This is a genomic window from Streptosporangium minutum, from assembly GCF_002149035.1.
Classification (GTDB): domain Bacteria; phylum Actinomycetota; class Actinomycetes; order Streptosporangiales; family Streptosporangiaceae; genus Streptosporangium; species Streptosporangium minutum.
In genome coordinates this window covers 1-17249 of record NZ_NGFP01000113.1, presented here as the reverse complement: position 1 = coordinate 17249, position 17249 = coordinate 1, and the positions used below count along the sequence as shown (strand labels likewise).

Annotated in this window: 12 protein-coding genes; 7 read left to right on the top strand and 5 right to left on the bottom strand. The window is 70.9% G+C overall.

Annotated features, from left to right (window positions below; genetic code table 11):
• Positions 1 to 14 precede the first annotated feature (14 nt).
• The 4 genes from CA984_RS23545 (at position 15) to narI (ending at position 6600) form a co-directional block, all read left to right on the top strand.
• Positions 15 to 3560 (top strand): nitrate reductase subunit alpha, encoded by a 3546-nt coding sequence (locus tag CA984_RS23545; RefSeq protein ID WP_086575741.1) that lies wholly within the window; start codon positions 15 to 17, stop codon positions 3558 to 3560.
• 43 nt (positions 3561 to 3603) lie between these two features.
• Positions 3604 to 5223 carry a nitrate reductase subunit beta gene (gene narH, locus CA984_RS23540; RefSeq protein ID WP_242676128.1) on the top strand — a complete coding sequence of 540 codons (1620 nt, stop codon included), beginning with the start codon at positions 3604 to 3606 and terminating at the stop codon, positions 5221 to 5223.
• The gene (gene narJ / locus CA984_RS23535; RefSeq protein ID WP_086575739.1) at positions 5220 to 5798 is read left to right on the top strand and encodes a nitrate reductase molybdenum cofactor assembly chaperone; all 579 of its coding nucleotides are present in this window, start codon (positions 5220 to 5222) and stop codon (positions 5796 to 5798) included. Before narH ends, narJ begins: the two co-directional genes overlap by 4 nt.
• A 76-nt stretch (positions 5799 to 5874) precedes the next feature.
• Positions 5875 to 6600 carry a respiratory nitrate reductase subunit gamma gene (gene narI, locus CA984_RS23530; RefSeq protein ID WP_086575738.1) on the top strand — a complete coding sequence of 242 codons (726 nt, stop codon included), beginning with the start codon at positions 5875 to 5877 and terminating at the stop codon, positions 6598 to 6600.
• Positions 6601 to 6647: 47 nt separating this feature from the next.
• Here narI and CA984_RS23525 read toward each other — a convergent pair whose 3' ends face one another.
• From CA984_RS23525 to CA984_RS23505, 5 genes are all read right to left on the bottom strand, one after another.
• Entirely contained in the window at positions 6648 to 7538 is an 891-nt protein-coding gene (locus CA984_RS23525; protein ID WP_086575737.1) for a glycoside hydrolase family 19 protein, read from the bottom strand.
• Positions 7539 to 7642: 104 nt separating this feature from the next.
• Positions 7643 to 9685: a carbohydrate binding domain-containing protein gene (locus CA984_RS23520; protein ID WP_086575736.1), complete on the bottom strand. Its 2043-nt coding sequence runs from the start codon at positions 9683 to 9685 to the stop codon at positions 7643 to 7645.
• An 81-nt stretch (positions 9686 to 9766) separates the two neighbouring features.
• Complete coding sequence (locus tag CA984_RS23515; protein ID WP_086575754.1) at positions 9767 to 11455, bottom strand: fibronectin type III domain-containing protein; 1689 nt, start codon at positions 11453 to 11455, stop codon at positions 9767 to 9769.
• 8 nt (positions 11456 to 11463) lie between these two features.
• Positions 11464 to 13305 (bottom strand): cellulose binding domain-containing protein, encoded by a 1842-nt coding sequence (locus CA984_RS23510; protein ID WP_086575735.1) that lies wholly within the window; start codon positions 13303 to 13305, stop codon positions 11464 to 11466.
• A gap of 867 nt (positions 13306 to 14172) precedes the next feature.
• Positions 14173 to 14844 (bottom strand): nitroreductase family protein, encoded by a 672-nt coding sequence (locus tag CA984_RS23505; protein ID WP_207621002.1) that lies wholly within the window; start codon positions 14842 to 14844, stop codon positions 14173 to 14175.
• A 128-nt stretch (positions 14845 to 14972) separates the two neighbouring features.
• On the opposite strand from CA984_RS23505, the gene CA984_RS23500 reads away from it, so the two are divergent.
• From CA984_RS23500 to CA984_RS23490, 3 genes are all read left to right on the top strand, one after another.
• Positions 14973 to 15470, top strand: coding sequence for an Lrp/AsnC family transcriptional regulator (locus CA984_RS23500; protein WP_086575733.1), 498 nt, complete (start codon positions 14973 to 14975; stop codon positions 15468 to 15470).
• 118 nt (positions 15471 to 15588) lie between these two features.
• A complete protein-coding gene (gene leuE, locus CA984_RS23495; protein WP_086575732.1) occupies positions 15589 to 16239 on the top strand; it encodes a leucine efflux protein LeuE in 651 nt (216 codons plus the stop codon).
• A 353-nt stretch (positions 16240 to 16592) separates the two neighbouring features.
• Complete coding sequence (locus CA984_RS23490) at positions 16593 to 17246, top strand: VC0807 family protein (RefSeq protein WP_086575731.1); 654 nt, start codon at positions 16593 to 16595, stop codon at positions 17244 to 17246.
• Positions 17247 to 17249 lie beyond the last annotated feature (3 nt).

Below are 17249 nucleotides of genomic sequence, written 5' to 3'. Positions count from 1 at the left end.
GATGAACTGGACACATGGCGTCCGATGCCGAGAATCTACTCCTCAAGACAGGCCGGTTCTTCAGGCGGGTTCCGGCGAACGACGATCCGCGAACGCTGTATCTGGTGGGGGGCCGCGAGGGCGACGCCTTCTACCGGGACCGCTGGAGCCACGACAAGGTGGTCCGTTCGACCCACGGGGTGAACTGCACCGGATCGTGCTCGTGGAAGGTCTACGTCAAGGACGGGATCATCACCTGGGAGACCCAGCAGACCGACTACCCCAGCGTGGGCCCGGACCGTCCCGAGTACGAACCACGCGGCTGCCCCCGGGGCGCGGCCTTCTCCTGGTACACCTACTCCCCCACCCGGGTCCGCTACCCCTACGCGCGCGGGGTGCTGGTGGAGATGTACCGGCAGGCCAGGCGAGGCGGCCTCGATCCGGTCGCCGCCTGGGCCGAGATCACCACCGACCCCGAGCGCCGCCGCCGCTACCAGTCGGCGCGCGGCAAGGGCGGGCTGGTCCGGATCGGCTGGCCCGAGGCGACCGAGATGATCGCCGCCGCGCACGTGCACACGATCAAGACCTACGGCCCGGACCGGGTCGCCGGCTTCTCCCCCATCCCCGCCATGTCGATCGTCTCCCACGCGGTCGGCTCGCGGTTCGTGTCGCTGATCGGCGGGACCATGCTGTCGTTCTACGACTGGTACGCCGACCTGCCCGTCGCCTCCCCGCAGGTCTTCGGCGACCAGACCGACGTGCCGGAGTCGGCCGACTGGTGGGACGCCGCCTACCTGGTGCTGTGGGGCGCGAACGTCCCGGTCACCCGGACCCCGGACGCGCACTACATGGCCGAGGCCCGCTACCGGGGGCAGAAGGTCGTCGTGGTCTCGCCCGACTACAGCGACGCGGCGAAGTTCGCCGACGAGTGGCTCGCGATCCGGCCGGGCACCGACGGCGCGCTGGCCATGGCGATGGGCCACGTGCTGCTGAAGGAGTTCTTCGTCGACCGGCAGGTGCCGTACTTCACCGGCTACGTCAAGCGCTTCACCGACCTGCCCTTCCTGGTGCGGCTGCGCGAGCGCGACGGCGTCCACGTGCCGGACAAGTTCCTCACCGCGGCCGACCTGGGCGACACCGGCGAGGGCGCGGAGTGGAAGACGGTCCTGATGGGCCCCGACGGCGAGCCGGCCGTGCCCAACGGCTCGCTCGGCTTCCGCTGGACCGACTCGGGCAAGGGCCGCTGGAACCTCAGGCTGGAGGTCGACCCGCTGCTGACCCTGTACGGCGGGCGGTCGGCCGCGGTCGACCTGCCCCGCTTCGACGGCGGAGCGGGCGCCGTCCGCCGGGGCGTGCCGGTGCGGCAGGTGGGCGAGCACCTGGTGACCACGGTCTTCGACCTGATGCTCGCCCAGTACGGCGTCGCCAGGGACGGCCTGCCCGGCACGTGGCCGAGCGGCTACGACGACCCGGCCGAGCCGTACACGCCCGCCTGGCAGGAGCCGATCACCTCGGTCCCGGCCGGCAGGGCGGTGCGGATCGCGCGGGAGATGGCGGAGACGGCCGCGAAGACGGAGGGCCGCTTCATGATCGTGCTCGGCGCGGGGACCACCCAGTGGTTCCACGGCGACACGATCTACCGGGCGTTCCTGTCCCTGCTGCTGCTCACCGGCTGCCAGGGCGTCAACGGCGGCGGCTGGGCGCACTACGTCGGCCAGGAGAAGTGCCGGCCGCTGGCCGGCTGGGCGCAGCTGGCGGGCGGCCTCGACTGGTCCCGGCCGCCGAGGCAGACACCGGGCACGCCGTACTGGTACCTCCACACCGACCAGTGGCGCTATGACCGGTTCGACGCCGGGGAGCTGTGCTCCCCGCTGGGGCCGGGCGAGTTCAACGGCCTGCACACGGCCGACCTGGTGGCGCGGGCGGTGCGCAGCGGCTGGATGCCGATGGCGCCCGCCTTCGACCGCAACCCGCTGGAGCTGGGCGAGGCCGAGGACCCGGTGGAGTTCACCCGCCGGGAGCTGCGGGAGGGCAGGCTGAGGTTCGCCGCCGAGGACCCGGACGATCCGCGCAACTGGCCGCGGGTGCTCACCGTGTGGCGCTCGAACCTGCTCGGCTCGTCGGCCAAGGGCAACGAGTACTTCCTGCACCACCTGCTGGGCGCCGGCTCCAACCTGCCGCGGCCCGACCCGGACGCCCCTCAGGGCAAGCTCGACCTGCTGCTGTCGCTGGACTTCCGGATGACGTCCACGACGCTGTTCTCCGACATCGTGCTGCCGGCCGCGACCTGGTACGAGAAGCACGACCTGTCCACCACCGACATGCACCCGTTCGTGCACGCCTTCAACCCGGCGATCGACCCGCCCTGGGAGACCAGGACCGACTTCGACGCCTTCCACGCCATCGCGGCCCGCTTCTCGGAACTGGCCGCCGAGCACCTGGGGGTGCGCCGGGACGTGGTGGTCGTCACCCCCCAGCACGACACGCCGGGAGAGACCGCGCAGCCCGGCGGCCGGGAACCGGACGGGCCGGTCGTGCCGGACCTGGCCGTCGTGGAGCGCGACTACGGCGCCGTCGCCGGGAGGATGGCCACGCTCGGACCGCTCGCCGAGAAGCTGGGGCTGCCGGTCAAGGGGGTGGTGTTCAGACCCGACGCCGAGGTGGAGTGGCTCGGCCTGCGCAACGGGCTGGCCCGCGACGGGGGCGGCCGGGGGCGGCCGCTGCTGGACACCGAGGCCAAGGCGTGCGAGGCGGTCCTGGCGCTGTCGGGCGTCAGCAACGGGCGGCTGGCCCTGCAGGGGTTCGCCCAGCTCGCCGAGCGCACCGGGACGGACCTGTCGGAGCTGGCCCACGGCGGCCACCGGATCGTGTTCTCCGACACCCAGGCCAGGCCGGTCCACGTGGCCTCCAGCCCGGAGTGGTCGGGCAAGGAGGCGCACAACCGGCGCTACTCGCCCTTCACCATCAACGTCGAGAACGGCAAGCCCTGGCACACGCTCACCGGGCGCATGCACTTCTTCCTCGACCACGACTGGATGCACGAGTACGGCGAGGCGCTGCCGGTCTACCGCCCGCCGCTGGACATCGCGGCCCTGTTCGGCGAGGACGGGCAGGTGCAGGGCGGGATCGTCGTCCGCTACCTCACCCCGCACTCCAAGTGGTCGATCCACTCCGAGTACCAGGACAACCTGATCATGCTGTCCCTGTCGCGGGGCGGCCCGACCGTCTGGATGTCGGTCGAGGACGCCTCGGCGATCGGGGTGGCCGACAACGACTGGGTCGAGGCGGTCAACCGCAACGGCGTGGTCGTGGCCAGGGCGATCGTGTCGCACCGGATGCCCGCCGGGACGGTATACGTCTACCACGCCCAGGACCGCGTGGTGGACGTGCCGCTCTCGGAGCGGACGGGCCGGCGCGGCGGCATCCACAACTCGCTGACCCGGGTGCTGATCAAACCGACCCACATGATCGGCGCGTACGGGCAGCTCTCGTTCGCGTTCAACTACCTCGGCCCCACCGGGAACCAGCGCGACGAGATAACCGTCATCCGCCGGCGCTCACAGGAGGTGCGTTACCAGTGACCGGGCGGCGAACGAGGGAGGCGAGCGAACGGTGACCAGAGTCATGGCCCATATCGCCATGGTGATGAACCTCGACAAGTGCATCGGCTGCCACACCTGCTCCGTCACCTGCAAGCAGGCGTGGACCAACCGGAGCGGCATGGAGTACGTCTGGTTCAACAACGTCGAGACGCGGCCGGGACTGGGTTACCCGCGCCGCTACCAGGACCAGGAGAAGTGGAAGGGCGGCTGGGAGCTCGACCGGAAGGGGCGGCTGACGCTCAAGTCCGGCGGGAGGCTGCGCAGGCTGCTGAGCATCTTCGCCAACCCGATCATGCCGTCCATCCATGACTACTACGAGCCCTGGACCTACGACTACGAGAACCTCACCTCGGCGCCGCTGTCGGCGGACACCCCGGTGGCCCCGCCGCGCTCGCTGATCAGCAACGAGCCGATGGCCGTGCGATGGAGCGCGAACTGGGACGACGACCTCGGCGGCGGCCCCGCGCTGGCCTCGCGGGACCCGGTGGTGGAGAGGATCGGCGACCGGGTGCGGCTCGACTTCGAGAACGCCTTCATGTTCTACCTCCCCCGGATCTGCGAGCACTGCATCAACCCGGCGTGCGTCGCGGCGTGCCCCTCCGGGGCGATGTACAAGCGGTCGGAGGACGGGATCGTCCTGGTGGACCAGGACCGGTGCCGGGGCTGGCGGATGTGCGTCACCGGCTGCCCGTACAAGAAGGTCTACTTCAACCACAAGACCGGCAAGGCCGAGAAGTGCACGTTCTGCTACCCCCGAGTGGAGGTCGGGCTGCCGACGGTCTGCTCGGAGACGTGCGTGGGGCGGCTGCGCTATCTCGGGGTGATCCTCTACGACGCCGACCGGGTCACCGAGGCCGCCTCCGTGCCCGACGACCGCGACCTGTACGAGGCGCAGCTCTCGCTGTTCCTCGACCCCCGGGATCCGGAGGTGGCCGAGGCCGCGGCGCGGTCGGGCATCCCCGACGACTGGATGGCGGCGGCCAGGAGATCACCGATCCACGATCTGATCATGAAGTACCGGATCGCGCTGCCGCTGCATCCGGAGTACCGGACGATGCCGATGGTCTGGTACGTGCCGCCGCTGTCCCCCGTGGTCGACGCGCTGGCCGGCAGCGGGCACGACGGTGAGGACGCCGGGAACCTGTTCGGCGCGATCGAGACCCTGCGCATCCCGGTGGAGTATCTGGCCGAGCTCTTCACCGCCGGGGACCCGGCGCCGGTGACGGCCTCGCTGCGGCGGCTGGCCGCGATGCGCGCCCACATGCGCCGGATCAACCTCGGCGAGGAGCCCGACCCGTCGATCGGCGCGCGCGCCGGGCTGACCCGCGACGACATCGACGGCATGTACCGGCTGCTGGCGCTGGCCAGGTACGACGAGCGGTACGTGATCCCGACGGCCTACGCCGCCCAGCCCGGGTCGGTCGAGGAGATCGGCTGCAGCCTCGACTACGACGGCGGCCCCGGCATGACGGGCCCGTTCGGCGAGGCCTCGGGGCAGCCGGTGCCGGTGGCGATCGAGAACTTCCACTCGCTCAAGCAGCGCCAGACGAGCGAGGGCGTCACCCACGAGCGCGTCAATCTCCTCAACTGGGACGGGAAGGGCGTGCCCAAGGGCATGTTCCCGGAGAAGGAGGACCGGTGAGCGGCCGCCCGGCCGGCCACGGCACGGACCGCGTGGTGTGGCAGGCCGCCGCGCACCTGCTCGCCTACCCGGAGGAGGCGTTCTGGGTACGGCTGCCGCTGATCCGCGAGGCGGCGGGCGCCGGTTTCGGGCCGTTCCTGGACCACCTCGCGCGGGTGGACCGGGGCGAGCTCGCCGCGCACTACGTGGAGACCTTCGACTTCAAGCGCCGCTGCTGCCTCTACCTGACCTACTACGCCGACGGGGACACGCGGCGGCGGGGCGAGTCGCTGGCCGCGCTGAAGGCCCGCTACCGGGCCGGCGGGTGGGAGCTCTGCGGGGACGAGCTGCCCGACTACCTGCCCGTGGTGCTGGAGTTCGCCGCGCTGGATCCTGGCGGGGCGGAGATCCTGCGGGAGAACCGGGCCGGCCTGGAGCTGCTCCGGCTGGCCCTGCACGAGTGCGCCTCGCCGTACGGGTCGGTGATCGACGCCGTGTGCGCCACGCTGCCGCCGATCAGCGGGGCCGAGCGGGCGCTGGTGGACCGGCTGTCCGGTCAGGGGCCGCCCGCGGAGTCGGTGGGGGTCTACAGGTGAACGGGCCGACGGGAGATCCGCGGACGGGCGGGGCCGTGCGAGGACCGCGGGTGAGCGGGCCGGTGGGAGGTCGCGGGTGAGCTGGACCGAGATCGCCTTCTGGGTGGTCGCGCCGTACCTGACGCTGGTGATCCTGGTCGGCGGGCTGATGTGGCGCCACCGCTACGACAAGTTCGGCTGGACCACCCGGTCCTCGGAGCTGTACGAGAGCCGGCTGCTGCGGATCGGCAGCCCGCTGTTCCACTTCGGGCTGCTGTTCGTGATCCTCGGCCACGTGTTCGGGCTGGTGATCCCGGAGAGCTGGACCGGCGCGGTCGGGATGAGCGAGTCGCTGTACCACGTGATCGCGCTGGTCGTGGGGGGTGTCGCCGGGGTGTGCACGCTGGCCGGGATCGCCCTGCTGATCTACCGCCGCCGCACCCGGGGCCCGGTCTTCATGGCGACCACGAGGAACGACAAGATGATGTACGTCGTGCTGGTCGCCGCGATCCTCGCCGGGCTCATGACCACGCTGCTCAGCGCCGCGTTCCAGGCACACGACTACCGCCAGACGGTCTCCCCGTGGTTCCGCGGGATCTTCGTCCTGCAACCCGACGCCGGGGCCATGATCCGGGCGCCGTGGACCTTCAAGCTGCACACCCTGGTCGGCATGCTGCTGATCGCGCTGTTCCCCTTCACCCGCCTGGTCCACGCCTTCGCCGCCCCGGTGGGCTACCTGTTCCGCCCCTACGTCGTCTACCGCAGCCGCGGCGCGGGCGACCACCCGGCCGTACGGGCGCCCCGCCCGGGATGGGACCGGTGACCCCGGACGGCTCCGGAGCGGAGCCGGCGTCGTCCGGGGTCACGCGCTCAGCAGCTCAGGTTGCCGCCGGGGGTGGTGCCCAGGATCTGGACGAACCTCTGGTAGGCGTTGACGCGGCTCTGCACCTGCGCCGGGTTCCTGCCGCCGCACTCCAGGGCGCCGTTGATGCTGCGGATCGTCTCACCGAAGCCGTAGCCGTTGACCATGGCGTTGTGCGCGGTCATCGTGCCCGGCCCGTTCTGGCTCATCCAGTACCAGATGCCGGTCTTCCACGCCACCGCCGGGTCGGTCTGCACGAGATTCGGGTTGTTGAGCAGGTTGACGCCGAGCGCGTCGCCGGCCGCCTTGTAGTTGTAGTTCCAGCTCAGCTGGATCGGGCCCCGGCCGTAGTAGGCGGCCTGACCCGCGGGGCAGCCGTACGGCTGGCCGGCGTCGCAGTAGTGCGGGTAGTTGGCGGTGTTCTGCTCGACGATGTGGACCAGGCCGCCGGTCTCGTGGTTGACGTTGGCCAGGAAGGCCGCCGCCTCCTGTCTCCTGACGGTGTCGCTGCCCGTCCCCGCGAAGGCGGGGTAGGCGCTCAGGGCCGCGACCAGGCCGTTGTAGGTGTAGAAGGAGTTGCGGCTCGGGAACATCTGGTTGAACTGCGCCTCGCTCACCACGAAGGCTCCGGGGTCCGGCGGCGTCGTGGGGGTCGTGCCGCCGCAGGTCCCCCGGTCCGCCCAGACCGCGGCGGTGCCCGGCGTCTCGTTCTGGGTCCACCACTTCGCCGACCAGTTGTGGCCGTTGTGGGAGGCCACGGCGCCGCCGGTGTAGACCGCCCCGGAGCTCCACGGGGTGGCGCAGGCCGCGGCGGAGGCGGAGGACATCGGCGTGACGACCGCCGCCACCCCCGCCACCGCCAGGGCGGCGAGAACCGCCATGACGTGTTTTCCGAACATCTGACCCCTCCTTCGTGCGGCACGGGCCGCACCGGATCGGCGACGGAACCGGCTGGTGGGGACCTCGCCGCCGGGAGTCCGTCTCTCCCGGCGGCGAGGGGCTCTCAGCCCAGGCCGTTGAGGTAGGCCCGGTGGCTACGGGAGAACTCGAAGGAGTTGTACTTGTCCCAGTTGATCGACCAGGTCATCAGGCCGCGCAGGTTCGGGTAGACGCCGCGCGGCTTGTACGGCCCGCAGTTGGTCCCCTTCGCCAGGCAGTCGAAGGCCTTCTGGACCTCGGCCACCGTGGTGAAGCCGTTGCCCGCGTAGGCCGCGGCGGGCAGGCCGATGGCGACCTGGTCCGGGCGCAGGGCGGGGAAGACGTTGTTCGGGTTCCCCGCGATCGGGAAGCCCGCCAGCAGCATGTCCGTCATGGCCACGTGGAAGTCGTGGGTGCCCATGGTGTGGTACTGGTTGTCCAGCCCGGTGATCGGCCCGGAGTTGTAGTCCTGGACGTGGAGCAGGGTCAGGTCGTTGCGCATGGCGTGGATGACGGGCAGGTAGGACCCGGCCCGCTGGTCGGCCGACCCGTTGGCGCCGGGGCCGTAGAACTGGTAGCCGAGCTGGACGAAGAAGGTCTCCGGGGCCATGGTCAGCACGAACTTGGCGCCGTACCTGGCCTTGAGGGTCTTCAGCGCGGAGATCAGGTTGACGATGACCGGGGTGGTCGGGGCGGCGAGGTTGGTGTCGCCCTGGTTGAGGTAGAGCGAGTGGCCCTCGAAGTCGATGTCGAGCCCGTCGAGGCCGTACCTGTCGATGATGGCGCTCACCGACTGGACGAACTTGTCGCGCGCGGCCGCGGTGGTGAGCTGGACCTGGCCGTTCTGGCCGCCGATCGAGATCAGCACCTTCTTGCCGAGCGCCTGCTTGGCCCGGATCCCCGCGATGAAGTCGGCCTCCGGCTCGACGCCGGGGCACTCGGCGACCGGGCACTGCTGGAAGCGGATGTCGCCGGAGGTCACCGAGGTCGGCTCGCCGAAGGCGAGGTTGATGACGTTCCACTCGTTCGGCACGTCGGCCATCCGGATGTAGCCGGAGCCGTTGGCGAAGGAGGCGTGCAGGTAGCCGACCAGCACCCGCTTGGGCAGGGTGCCCGACTGGTCGCCGCCGACCGTGGCGGAGACCTGAGCGGACCTGGGCGACTCGCCGGCCGGGTTGACGGCGCTCACCTGGTAGGTGTGCGTGCCCGCGCCGGGGGTGTCGGTGTAGGCGGTGGTGGCCGGCGAGCCCACCTTGGCGCCGTCGCGGTAGACGTTGTAGCCGGTCGCGTTCGAGGAGGGGTTCCAGCTCAGCGCCACGTTCGCGCCGCCGACCGTGGCGGTCAGGCCGGTCGGGGCGGCCGGGGGCGGCGGGGTGTCGTTGCCGATCACCACCGAGACCTGGTTGGACCTGGGCGACTCGCCCGCCGCGTTGACGGCGCTCACCTGGTAGGTGTAGTTGCCCTGCGGCGGGGTCTCGGTGTAGGCGGTCCCGGTGGCCGTGGCGACCTTGGCGCCGTCGCGGTAGACGTTGTAGCCGGTCGCGCCGGCGGAGGCGGTCCAGTTCAGCACGGCGCTGGTGCGTGTGCTCGTGCTGGTCAGGCCGGTCGGCGCGGCCGGGGGCTGCCCCTGTCCGGCCTCGCCGTCGAGCACGAAGTCGTCGGCCTGGTAGGCGCCCTGGCCGTACCAGCCGTTGACGTAGATCGTCACCGAGGTGGTCGAGGCGCCGGTGGTGAAGGTCCTGGAGAGCTGGGAGTAGGCCGACGGCGAGGAGGTCCACGTGCTCTGGTCGGTCGTGCCGGTGCCGAGCACGCCCAGGAAGACGTAGCCGCCCCGCACCCACGCCGACAGCGAGTAGGAGGAGGACGGCTTGACGCTGACGGTCTGCTGGCAGCGCGCGGTGTCACTGCCGGCCGGCGTGGCCTGCAGCGCCTTCGAGCCGCCGTGCACCGGCGACGACACCGCCGTGGCGCCCGCCGGCGCCGAACACGTCCAGCCGGCCAGGTCGCTCTCGAATCCGGGGTTCGTCGCGATGTTGGCGGCATGGGCGGGCGACGCGGCCAGCATCGTCCCGCTCAGCACCAGTACGGCCGCCGCCGCAAGTTTTCTGAGATTCAATCGATGGTTCATGACCTGCCTCGTGCGGCTGAGTGGGGGGTGTCACGGGGGTACGGCCCGCACCCACGGGGGCGGGGATGCGGGCCGTACGGTCTAGAAACCTGCGGTGATCTTGGTGAACTCCCAGTCGGCCTGGGCGATGCCGCTGCAGTTCTCCTGGACGCCGCCGCCGGGGCAGGGGCGGTCACGGTTGACGGACCAGAACGCGAACCGGGTCAGGCCCTTGGACTTGGCCCAGTCGCGGATCTGGGTCCACTGCGCCGGGGAGGTCTGCTCCTGCTGGTCGGACAGGCCGTTCATGCCGGAGATGCCCATGCGGGCGTAGGCCTGCGCGTCGGTCCAGCCGTTGGCCGACTTCAGCGCGTTCTTCAGGCCCTCGGAGGCGTTGATCGTGCTCTGGTACATGTTGGCGCCGCCGCCGAAGTCGAACGGCATGATCGTGTAGTTGTCGATCGGCACGGCGAGCGCCTTGGCCTGGTTGATCAGGCGGATGCCGGGGGCCGTCGGGCCGCTGGTCGAGGTGCCGAAGGTGACGACGACCTTGACGTTCGGGTTGTTGGCCTTGACGATCTTCAGGCCGTTGAGGATCCGGTCCTGCACGGTGTAGTTCTCGAACTCGTCGGTGTTCTCGATGTCGAAGTCGACCACCGCCGGGCCGACGGCGTTGATGACCTGCTGCACGGCGCCGGCGAAGGCCGCCGGGGTGGAGCAGTTCGGGCCGAGCTTGTTGCCCTGCCAGCCGCCGAAGGAGATCTGCACGCTGCCGCCCGCGGCCTTGATCTGGTTGATGGCCGCCTGGTCGGCGCCGCCGGTCAGCGGGCGCTGCCCGTCCCAGGCCGGGTTGCAGCCGCCGCTGGACAGGATGAACGCCATGGTGAAGGACTTGATCCCGGTCGCGTTCATCACCGTGACCGGGCTGGGCGGGTTGCCCCAGCCGGTGTAGAGGTAGGGCGCGCCGTCCATCTTGCCGCCGGGGCTCGGGCAGCCGGTGGTGGTGCCGGTGACCTGGGTGCTGGAGGCGGACTCGCCGACGGAGTTGTAGGCCCTGACCGTGTAGGTGTGCGCCTCGCACGTGCCCAGGCCGGAGACGGTGGCGGTGGTGCCGGTGACCTGGGCGCGCTGGGTGGCGCCCTCGTAGACGCGGTAGCCGGTCACGGTACCGGACGACGCGCCCCACGACAGGGAGATGCTGCCGTCGGTGGTGCCGGTGACCGACGGGGCGCCGGGCTGGCCGGGCGTGCCGCTGCCGGCGGTGGTGCCGGTGACCGAGCCGCTGACGCCGGAGAGGTTCCCTGCGGCGTCACGGGCGCGGACGGTGTAGGTGTAGCCGGTGGAGGGGGTCAGCCCGGAGTCGGTGTAGGAGGTGCCGGTGGCGGTGGTCACCAGGGTCGTGCCCCGGTAGACGTTGTAGCCGTTGACGCCGACGTTGTCGGTGGAGGCGTCCCACGCCAGCGAGACGGTCGACGAGCTCGTGCCGGTCACGCGGAGGTTGCCGGGCACGCTGGGCGGCGTGGTGTCACCGCCGCCGGAGGCGACCTTCCACAGGGCCGGGACGTTGGACGGCTCCCAGCCCGGCAGGGAGGTGTGGCCCTGGATGCATTCGTAGTCGACGCCGTTGTAGGTCACCTGGGCGCCGGTGGCGTAGGCCGTCCACGCCTGCCACTGGGGAGCGGCGAACAGGACGGCCGCCGCCTGGGGCGCGGCGTTCGCGACGGCGGTGAGCCCGGTGAAGGTCATCGCCAGGGCGGCGAGTACGGCGAAGGCCATGCGACGTAATCTCATGAGCATTCCTAGGGGAGAGTCGCGAGATGCGGCTTGACGGTCCTGGAGAAGTTCCAGTTGTTCGAGGCGTCCCAGTTGATCGACCAGGTCATCGCGCCCCGGATCTCGGGGTAGGCGCGCGGCGGCACGAAGCTGCCGCAGCCGGTCCGGGTGGCCAGGCAGGTCAGCGCCTGGTTGACCAGCGAGGGGGCGACGATGCCGCCGCCGGCCGCGCCGGGCCCGGCGGGCAGGCCGAGCGCCACCTGGTCGGGGCGGAGACCGTTCTCCAGCTGGATGCAGGCCAGCGCGGTCATGAAGTTGACCGTGCCCTGCGAGTAGGCGGCCATCTGGTCGCAGCCGAGCATCGAGCCGGAGTTGTAGAACTGGGTGTGGACGACCGTGAGGATGTCCTTGATGTTCAGCGCGAGCTTGAAGTACTCCGCGCCGGTGGACTGCATGTCGATGGTCTGCGGGGCCATCGTGATGATGAGGCCGGCGCCCGCCTTGGCGCGCAGCGCCCGCAGCGCCTGGCCCATGTAGGTGGAGTTGAGGCCGTTCTCCAGGTCGATGTCCACGCCGTCGAAGCCGTAGCTCTGCATCAGGGCGTAGACGGTGTCGGCGAACTTCGTCGCCGCGGCGGCGCTGGCCACCTGCACCCGGCCGAGCTCGCCGCCGACCGAGAGGATGACCTTCTTGCCGCGCGAGTGGAGCGTCTGCACGTCGGCCTTGAACTGGGCGTCGGTGTAGCCGCCGAGGGAGGCGGACAGGCCGGGGTCGACGCTGAAGACGACCTCACCGGGGGTGGCGGTGGACTCGCCGAAGGCGACCGCGACCAGGTCGTACTCGTTGGGGACCGCCGACAGCTTGAGCTCGACGGCGGGGTTGTCGAAGTTGTGCCAGTAGCCGGTGAGGAAGTGCTTGGGCAGCTGGCTGACGGGGCAGCCGGTGGTGGTGGCGCTCGCCGGGTCGCTCTTCGGGCCCTCACCCGCGGAGTTGTAGGCCGCGACCGTGTAGGTGTGCGCCTCGCAGACACCCAGGCCGGAGACCGTGGCGCCGGTCCCGGTGACCGTCGCCTTCACGGTCGTGCCCTCGTAGACCCGGTAACCGGTCACCGTGCCGCTCGACGCCCCCCACGACAGCGCGACGCTGTTCGCACCGCCCGTCGCCGACACCGCACCGGGCCTGCCGGGCGTTCCGGTGCCGCAGCCGGTGGTGGTGGCGCTCGCCGGGTCGCTCTTCGGGCCCTCACCCGCGGAGTTGTAGGCCGCGACCGTGTAGGTGTGCGCCTCGCAGACACCCAGGCCGGAGACCGTGGCGCCGGTCCCGGTGACCGTCGCCTTCACGGTCGTGCCCTCGTAGACCCGGTAACCGGTCACCGTGCCGCTCGACGCCCCCCACGACAGCGCGACACTGTTCGCGCCGCCCGTCGCCGACACCGCACCGGGCTTGCCGGGCGCGGTCTCGCCGCTCCCACCGCCGCAGTCGGCGCCGTTGAGCTTGCAGCCCGCCGGTACGGCGGCCGCTCCGCCGGGGGTGCCGAGGAAGCCGAAGCTCACGCTGCCGCCCGCCGGGACGCTGCCGTTCCACCCGACGTTGGTGAAGGTGAAGTGCTGGCCGCTGCGGGCCAGCGTGGCGTCCCAGAAGGACCCGACGTTGATCCCCGCCGGGAGGTCGAACTCGACCTTCCAGCTGGTCAGGGCCGTGGTGGAGTCGTTCTTGATCGTGTACTTGCCCTCGAAGCCGGAACCCCAGTCGCCGACCTTGACGAAGGTGGCGGAGGCCGAGGCGGCCTGGGCGGGGACCGCGACCATCATCGCCATGACGAGGGCCGCCAAGGCGACAAGAGATCGAGCGATGACGCGAAATTTCACGTTGACCTCATGAATTCGGTGGGGGGTGGCCGTACGGCTCACGCCTCCTGGGGGGTGCTCCTCGGGGAGAGCGAGGAGGCGAGGCACGAGCCGTACGGCGGGTAGGGCGCGGTCCCGGCCCCGCAGGAAGGGCGGGACCGCGCCGTGGATCAGCGCGGGCCGTCGCCCGGCGCGGCGGCCGGGGGCGCCGTCACCGGCGGCCCCGGGGCCTCCGCCCCGAGCGGGCCGCCTGGTCTATGTGTCCGGCTCTCCCGCCGACGGGTCCGGGAGCGTCGTGGGTGTGCCGCCGGCCGTTGTCGCCGGTGTGACGGCGGGAAGGGACGGCGCTCGCGTCGGGGCGGCGGCGGAGCCGTTCGCGGCCGGGTGGTCGCCCTCGACCCCCGGTCTCCGAGAGGCCCCGGCGGTGACCGTGACAGCGGCGGCGTCGGCGCTGCCGGGCGGGGAGGACCCGGGGGGAAAGCTTGCTGGAGCAGTCAGGAAGGGTAAAGGAAGGGCGCGCCGCATGATCGCTCCCATGAGGGGGGAACCTGGGGGGTGTAGGACGTCCGGATAATCGGACCTTCACGCGACGAAGACTGCCGTCGTCGAGTTTCCGCAGCTCGAAATCTGACCGGTCGGTGGCGGGCGGGCCATGCGACCTCCTCTTCGGCATTTCTTTTAGGAAAGTTTCCTAAGAGTTGTCGCGATCGTAGCCTTGACAGACTTCCCCCACAAGGCCCAAAAGCTTCGCATTTCAACGATCCAGCTAGGCACGGTCCAACCTCCGGCTCTGCGACCGGGGGACACTCCGGAGACATGAGGGGACGGGGCGGGGGGCGGAGGTCTCGCCCGGCCCGCCGCACGAGACCTCCGCCCCCGGTCGCGGCGTCAGGCCATGGCCTCGGACAGGGGTTTGCGGACCAGGTCGGGGACCTCGGCGTCGGCGGCCGCGTACCCGATCGGGAAGAGGATGTAGGGGCGCTCGTTGCCCGGACGCCCGCAGATGCCGGTCAGGAACGCCATCGGGTTCGGGGTGTGGGTGAGCGTGGACAGGCCCATCGCGTGCAGGGCGGCGATGAAGAAGCCACAGGCGATGCCGACGCTCTCGTTGACGTAGTAGTGCTTGACCCTGGTGCCGTCGGGGCGCACGCCGTACTTCTCCGCGAAGCAGACCACCAGCCACGGCACCGTTTCGAGGTAGCCCTTGTCGGAGCCCGTCTCCAGGTGGGCCAGGGCCGAACGCCACTCCGGGGTCAGCCGCCCGCCCTCGTAGTTCTGCCGCTCCTCGACCTCGGCCGCCTCCCTGATCCGCCTCCTGGTCTCCGGGTCGCCGATCACGACGAACTTCCACGGCTGCTGGTGGGCCCCCGAGGGCGCGGTGTTCGCCGTCCTGACGGCCAGCTCGACGCACTCGCGCGGCACCGGCTCGTCGCTGAAGAACCGCACGCTCCGGCGCCGGTCCATGTGCTCGTAGAACTCCCGGCCCCGCGTCACCATCTCCGCCTCGGGATAGCGCACGGGCCGGTACGGGATGAATGGATGGGAATGTTCCCGCGCCACGTTTGCCTCCATTGTTGGCATATATGCAGGCGTAGTCTGAATTGCGGCTACAGGCGAGGCAACACCGTGGTCGATCCACTGTCAGATTGGCAGCGCCGGATACGGCCCGCACTCCGGAGGTGGACAGATTGGCAGCTCGGAGAGACGGACTGGACGAGCTCGACCGCAAGGTGCTCCATCTGATCAGGGAACGTCCGAGGACCGGCCTGCTGGAGATCGCCCGCCTCCTCGGCGTCGCCCGGGGCACCGTCCAGGCCCGCCTGGACCGGATGGTCGCCGACGGCGTGATCACCGACTTCGGCCCCAACCTCTCCCCGCGCGCCCTCGGCTACCCGGTGCAGGCCTTCACCACCCTTGAGGTGGAGCAGATCACCCGCCCCGACATCTCCGCCGCCCTGACGGCGATCCCCGAAGTCCTCGAAGCCCACATCGTCACCGGCCCCGGCGACGTCTGGTGCCGTATCGCCGGACGCGACCACGAGCACATCCAGCAGGTCATCGACCAGACCCTGGCCATCCCCGGAGTACGGCGGAGCAGCACGGTGATCACCCTGTCCACCGTGGTCGCGCACCGGGTCCAGCCCCTGGCCGACGACCCCCGGCCCGCCGGTCGCCGATCGCCGTGAGCCGGTCCGGGCACGGGGTGAACCGCCCCTGAGGGGGACGCCCGGGCCCGGCAGAGCGGCAGGCGCCTTCCGGGGAGTACCGTGATACGGATCCCGTACCGCCCCCTGGAGCACCGCTATGTTCTTCGGCATCACCGATATATGGACCTATGTCCTCGGCGCCTTCTTCATCATCCTGCTGCCCGGCCCGAACTCCCTCTACGTGCTCGCCACCGCCGCGCAGCGCGGCGTGCGGCAGGGATACCGCGGGGCGGCGGGGGTCTTCCTCGGCGACACCGTCCTGATGGTGCTCGCCGCCGCCGGGGCCGCCTCGCTGCTGCGCTCGACGCCGGTCCTGTTCAGCGTCGTCAAGTACGCCGGAGCGGCCTACCTGGCGTGGATCGGGTTCCAGATGCTGCGGGGGGCCTGGCGCTCCTGGCGGGCGGCCGGGACCGCGGAGGCCGTCGCCGCGCCGGAGACGGCCCTGGAGGACCCGTTCCGCAAGGCCCTGGTGATCAGCCTGATGAACCCGAAGGCGATCCTGTTCTTCATCTCGTTCTTCATCCAGTTCGTGGACCCCGCCTACGGCACGCCCGCGCTGCCGTTCCTGATCCTGGGCGCGATCTGCCAGCTTTTCAGCGTGCTGTACCTGTCGGTGCTGATCTTCGGCGGGACCTTCCTGGCCGGCCAGTTCCGGGCGCGCCGCAAGCTGTCGGCCGGGCTCACCTCGGGGGTGGGCGCGCTGTTCATCGGCTTCGGCGCGAGGCTGGCCACCGCGACGCTCGGCTGACCTCGATCGCGACGCCGGCCACCGCCGGACGTGCGCGCGCACTGCCGTGTCCGGATCGTCGCGGACCGCGCCATCGGGAAAGCCCCGTTTCCGAACCGTTGCGGGCAGGCCGTTCTTCCGGGTGGGACGGCCGTCTCCCGGGCTGCCCCTCCTCTCGGGCGGCGCCGGACGGCTCATACGGTATCGGAAGGTTATAGAGAAGGCATGCATTCGGTTCGGGTACGGTAAGTGGCCCGTGAACGCCGGAATAACCTTCCTGTGAACACGTACGACAGACCCGACATGTCTGGCAGCTCCCTGTCGGGGTAGGCGCGCAGCACAGCGCCGGTCATTCCACCGTCCCGTGGAGCATCATGAGCCATGCACCCGTCGTCCTCCCCCGTCTCACCGCCCTGGCCCGGCAGGCGGTGCCGAAGATCCTGGAGGGCGTCATCGCCCCCCTCGCCGTCTTCTACGCCGCGCTGGCCGTCCTCGGCCTCAAGGGCGCGCTGATCGCGGCGGTGAGCTGGGTGTACGCGGGAGTGGGGTGGCGGCTGGTCCGGCGGGTCCCGGTGCCCGGGACGATGATCCTCGCCGCCATCGCGATCACCGTGCGGGCGCTGCTGGGGCTGTGGAGCGGGAGCGCGGTGATCTACTTCCTCCAGCCCGAGCTGGGCACGATCTGCATCAGCATGGTCTTCCTGGCCTCGGTCCGGCTCAACCGCCCGCTGGTGCAGAAGCTCACCCTCGACTACATCCATCTGCCCACGGCGGTGCTGAAGCACGAGCGGGTCCGCCGGTTCTTCGCCCGGATCACCCTGCTGTGGGCCTTCGTCCTGCTGGCCAACTCCGCGGTGAGCATCTGGCTCCTGCTGCACCAGTCGATCGGCACCTACCTGCTGGTCCGCACCTCGGTCGTCGCGCTGATCAGCGGCCTGGCGGTGGCCGTCTCCCTCTACGCCTTCCGCCGCGTCCTGCGCCGCCTGCACCACGACCCGGCTCCCGCCCCCGCCGTCTCCCCCGCCTAGGAG

What these genes read in the sequence shown, in the direction of transcription:
- CA984_RS23525 (WP_086575737.1), bottom strand. Translation starts at nt 7,538, where the DNA reads ATGTTCGGAAAACACGTCATGGCGGTTCTCGCCGCCCTGGCGGTGGCG.
- leuE (WP_086575732.1), top strand. Translation starts at nt 15,589, where the DNA reads ATGTTCTTCGGCATCACCGATATATGGACCTATGTCCTCGGCGCCTTC.
- CA984_RS23515 (WP_086575754.1), bottom strand. Translation starts at nt 11,455, where the DNA reads ATGAGATTACGTCGCATGGCCTTCGCCGTACTCGCCGCCCTGGCGATG.
- narH (WP_242676128.1), top strand. Translation starts at nt 3,604, where the DNA reads ATGGCCCATATCGCCATGGTGATGAACCTCGACAAGTGCATCGGCTGC.
- CA984_RS23490 (WP_086575731.1), top strand. Translation starts at nt 16,593, where the DNA reads ATGAGCCATGCACCCGTCGTCCTCCCCCGTCTCACCGCCCTGGCCCGG.
- CA984_RS23520 (WP_086575736.1), bottom strand. Translation starts at nt 9,685, where the DNA reads ATGAACCATCGATTGAATCTCAGAAAACTTGCGGCGGCGGCCGTACTG.
- CA984_RS23545 (WP_086575741.1), top strand. Translation starts at nt 15, where the DNA reads ATGGCGTCCGATGCCGAGAATCTACTCCTCAAGACAGGCCGGTTCTTC.